This window comes from Candidatus Symbiopectobacterium sp. (genome assembly GCF_020054415.1).
GTDB lineage: Bacteria > Pseudomonadota > Gammaproteobacteria > Enterobacterales > Enterobacteriaceae > Symbiopectobacterium.
Window position 1 is genome coordinate 1 of record NZ_JAHWCO010000367.1, and the last position, 3,890, is coordinate 3,890.

Consider the following 3,890-nt stretch of genomic DNA (forward strand, 5'->3'; position numbering starts at 1 on the left):
AAAACACATTGTTAGCAAGCTGTATACACAGCGTATTGAGCGTGCACATCTGACACTGCGTAACCGATTGCAACGGCTCAATCGCAAGACGCTCGGATATTCAAAATCATCCGAAATGCACGATAGGATCATCGGTACTTACATAGAACGCGAGTACTACGTTTGATGCTACATCAACTCATTGAATACACGACCCTGATCCTACATAAAGAACATATAGGGGCTGGAATTGTTCTCTTTTAGCGTTTGGTACGCTGCCAGTGGCGATGGGCATGGCAGGGAGAAACGGCGTGATGGCACCACCTGAAAGATTTCACCAATGCGAATCGCTTCCTGCATTTGACGTACCACGGCACCGTATTCTTCGTCGCTCTGGTTACAACTGAGCGCCATATCCACTAGCGTCTGGCGTGGCAGCGCGGGTGCTGGCTGCTGCAACTGGTGCCCTAACTGTGCCAGACGATGTTGTAAGCGTTGACGTTCGGTGGGATCAGGCGTGAACAGACTGGCCTGTAAATGTGTAACACGCTGTTGGTGATCCAGAATCAACAAGGTTTCTGCCAGATAAAAACAGTAATCCGGGCAGCGCTGCTGTTGGCTCAGTGGCGGTAACGTTTCAAACCCGGCAACCAAATCGTAAGCAAACAGACCACCGAAGAACATTGCTTCCCGCTCATTAGCAGGGCTGGTTACCAGCGTTTGCAGCAGATGCAGTGCGTCAAACACGGACAGAGAACGCAGACGCGCATCTTCATCTTTCAGGGTATCAACCGCAGGGAAGATTAATTCACGGCCGTTGGGGCGCACGGCGACATCAATATCTGCCGGTAACAGTTGGTCAAGCAGTGGCAGTAGTGTCGTGCCGTTAGCAGTCAATGCCTGAATGGAGACTTGCTGCCCCAGTGCGGTGATACGCAGTGCGCTATCAATGATCAACAGGCTTTTCAGATCCTGTTTACTATCAATTTCAGCGGATTCTAGCAGCAGCGTGGCTGGCCGGGCGCCGCACAACTGATGGAAAACCGCGCTCGGATTATCGCGATAAGCGGCTTCGATGCGCAGCAGTTCAAGCTGCGGCTTATCGGTGGATGAAGATATCGTTGCTGATGTTTGCATCGTCGCTACTCTGGTTGTCTGCTGTTTGTTTTATGTCGGTTTTACGTCATCGCACAGCAGTAAGTCATAAAAAAACCCGCGAATTAAGCGGGTTTAGAGATTTTGCATGTTGTGATAACAGCTATGCGTTAATATTCCATCCGCCACAGGGAAGAGCGCCACCAACCACCGGTTTTGAAGCTGCCGTGCAGGATGCTATTTACCATTGAGAGAAAGTGCGTTGCCATTATCACATTTCCATCTATTTGCTGAACTTTCGTACTAGTTAACTAGTTCATGAGCGCATTGTTAACGGGTTAACACATTTTATTTTATCGGTATAGCACCGCGGTCGTGTGGTTCCCCTCCGGCGGTGTTTAATGGCATGATGTCCCGTGTCTCAGATCCCCTGAGCAGCATTAACAACCATAGGTGCCTGTGTGTCAGAACTTTCCGTTGCTCTGTCTCCCAGTCCGCTGTTTGATTTGCACAGCCACACTACCGCTTCGGATGGAGAACTGTCGCCCGGTGAACTGGTACAACGCGCCGTTGAGATGCGCGTTGGTGTTCTGGCGATTACCGATCACGATACCGTGGCAGGCGTGGCTGCCGCGCAACAGGCGATAGCCGCATTGAATCTGCCGTTACGGCTGGTGCCTGGGGTTGAGATCTCCACCATGTGGGAAAATCATGAGATTCATATTGTCGGTTTAGGTATTGATCCCGAACACATCGCCCTGACGCATCTGCTCGAACAGCAGAAGGAGCGCCGCTGGCAGCGTGCACAGGCAATCAGTGAACAGTTGGAGAAGGCGCGTATTCCGGGCGCACTGGAAGGGGCACAGCGCCTTGCAGGAGAGGGAGAAATCACACGTGGTCATTTTGCCCGTTTTCTGGTGGAGCAGGGCAAAGCCAGCAATGTGGGGCAGGTGTTCAAATCCTATCTGGCAAAAGGGAAAACCGGATATGTCCCGCCGCAGTGGTGTACAATAGCAGAAGCCGTTGATGTTATTCATCATGCGGGCGGTGTGGCGGTACTGGCACATCCTGGGCGCTATGATTTGTCTCCCAAATGGCTCAAGCGGGTGCTGACCAGTTTTGTGGCAGCAGCGGGGGATGCGATGGAGGTAGCCCAGTGCCAACAAGCGCCGGACGAACGAACTCAACTGGCGCGTTACGCGCAGGATTTTCAGCTCCATGCCTCGCAGGGCTCTGATTTTCACCGTCCCTGTGCCTGGATAGAGTTGGGACGCAAGCTCTGGTTGCCAGGCGGTGTAACGCCTGTGTGGCAACATCCTGTGATGGCTTCACTGCCGTTGACCGCAGAAGCGTTGCACCGAGACGGACGTGAAATGTCGCGCTAAATTCGAAGGTTAAGGACGTATCATGAGTCAGTTTTTTTATATTCATCCACAAAACCCTCAGCCACGGTTGATCAATCAATCTGTTGATGTGCTGCGTAAAGGTGGCGTGCTGGTTTATCCCACCGATTCCGGTTACGCATTGGGATGTATGCTGGGGGAGAAAAATGCTATGGAGCGCATTTGCAAAATTCGCCATCTGGACAGCAACCACAACTTCACCATTGTGTGTCGCGATCTTTCCGAAATATCCGCCTATGCCTATGTGGACAATGCAGCATTTCGCCTGATCAAAAACAATACGCCCGGTAACTACACCTTTATTTTGAAAGCCACTAAAGAGGTGCCGCGTCGATTGATGAGTGAAAAGCGCAAAACCATCGGCTTGCGTGTGCCTTCTAACGAGATTGCACTGGCGCTGCTGGAAGCGTTGAATGAGCCGCTGATGTCGACTACATTGATGCTACCGGGCAATGATTTTGCGGAGTCCGATCCGGAGGAAATTCAGGATCATTTGGGCAAACGGATAGATTTGATTATCCACGGTGGATTTCTGGGGCAAAAACCCACAACGGTAATCAATTTAACTGACTCCACGCCGGTTGTCGTGCGTGAAGGCACTGGTGATATCTCACCGTTTCAGTGATAAATGCGCACCCTGTGCATTATGTTCAGCTTTCAGGTTCCGACAGCGAATGGCACAGCAAAAATTGGGTAATCGGATGCTGTTCCCAGCCTGCTTGTAAAAACAACGGAGTCAACGCCTGCGGCACGGCGACAGGCGTTGAAATCCCCTTGAACTGCGCGGCCAGTGCCTGAAGTACCCGTCGTGCATGACCTTGCCGCCGGGCGGCAGGCGTGACATGAAGCGTCCGCAACTGTGGCTTGGTAAACGCGGTGGCAACAATGGCGTAGGCGTCATTGCCCCAGCGATATCCTTGTGACGGCAGTGTGACCGTGCCCAAAGGATCGATCATCCAGGGTAACGCGTCATCAGGTGCTGCGATCATGCTGCCGATAGCGGTGACCGGATCGCAACGCGTTAATGTTATCGTACTGGTTACTGTTCCACTCGCCAGTGGTGCAGTAAAGCAGCACAGTGTGTCCTGATGCGTAAACCCCATCCTGTCATACAAGGCTACGCCTGCCGCATTGCTGCTAATCACCTCAAGCCACAGGGCGCTGTCCCCCCGCTGATGCGCTTCACGCAGCAGTTGCTCCAACATTGGAGGATAAATATTATCCTTTTTATTCAGTTAGTTACAATTAATCGATCGAAATTACTCGAAATTAGATCGAAATAATTACACCTCTGTCCACTCTGAGCCACGTACATCCCGGTACTTGTCGGTCATGGTTGCTGATTTATGCCCTAATAGTTTTTGTGCGTAGTCTTTCCCTTTCTCTTCAGTATATAAGCGAGCTGACAAACTT

Annotated in this window: 5 protein-coding genes, 2 pseudogenes and 1 other annotated feature; of the genes and pseudogenes, 4 read left to right on the forward strand and 3 right to left on the reverse strand. The window is 51.5% G+C overall.

All coding sequences use genetic code 11. The features are described 5' to 3' along the window. A partial coding sequence (locus tag QZ506_RS10790) for an IS1 family transposase (protein ID WP_291971030.1) occupies positions 1–166 on the forward strand: 166 nt, incomplete at its 5' end. Positions 167–204: 38 nt separating this feature from the next. On the opposite strand, the pseudogene QZ506_RS10795 reads toward QZ506_RS10790, so the two are convergent. Beyond that, a pseudogene (locus tag QZ506_RS10795) lies at positions 205–1,116 on the reverse strand (chorismate-binding protein); the annotation flags it as partial. On the opposite strand from QZ506_RS10795, the gene QZ506_RS10800 reads away from it, so the two are divergent. The 3 genes from QZ506_RS10800 (at position 1,101) to QZ506_RS10810 (ending at position 3,102) form a co-directional block, all read left to right on the forward strand. Further along, positions 1,101–1,325: a hypothetical protein gene (locus QZ506_RS10800; protein WP_291971022.1), complete on the forward strand. Its 225-nt coding sequence runs from the start codon at positions 1,101–1,103 to the stop codon at positions 1,323–1,325. The pseudogene QZ506_RS10795 and the gene QZ506_RS10800 sit on opposite strands and share 16 nt — an antisense overlap. Then, positions 1,183–1,286 (reverse strand) — a sequence feature (Trp leader region). Its footprint overlaps the gene before it by 104 nt. A gap of 210 nt (positions 1,326–1,535) precedes the next feature. Then, the gene (locus tag QZ506_RS10805) at positions 1,536–2,459 is read left to right on the forward strand and encodes a PHP domain-containing protein (protein WP_291971024.1); all 924 of its coding nucleotides are present in this window, start codon (positions 1,536–1,538) and stop codon (positions 2,457–2,459) included. A 22-nt stretch (positions 2,460–2,481) separates the two neighbouring features. Then, the gene (locus QZ506_RS10810) at positions 2,482–3,102 is read left to right on the forward strand and encodes an L-threonylcarbamoyladenylate synthase (RefSeq protein WP_291971026.1); all 621 of its coding nucleotides are present in this window, start codon (positions 2,482–2,484) and stop codon (positions 3,100–3,102) included. Between the two features lie 25 nt (positions 3,103–3,127). On the opposite strand, the gene QZ506_RS10815 is transcribed toward QZ506_RS10810, so the two are convergent. After that, on the reverse strand, positions 3,128–3,682 hold the full coding sequence (locus tag QZ506_RS10815; protein WP_291971028.1) for a hypothetical protein: 555 nt from the start codon (positions 3,680–3,682) through the stop codon (positions 3,128–3,130). 78 nt (positions 3,683–3,760) lie between these two features. Beyond that, positions 3,761–3,890 (reverse strand): annotated as a pseudogene (locus QZ506_RS10820) (integrase); the annotation flags it as partial.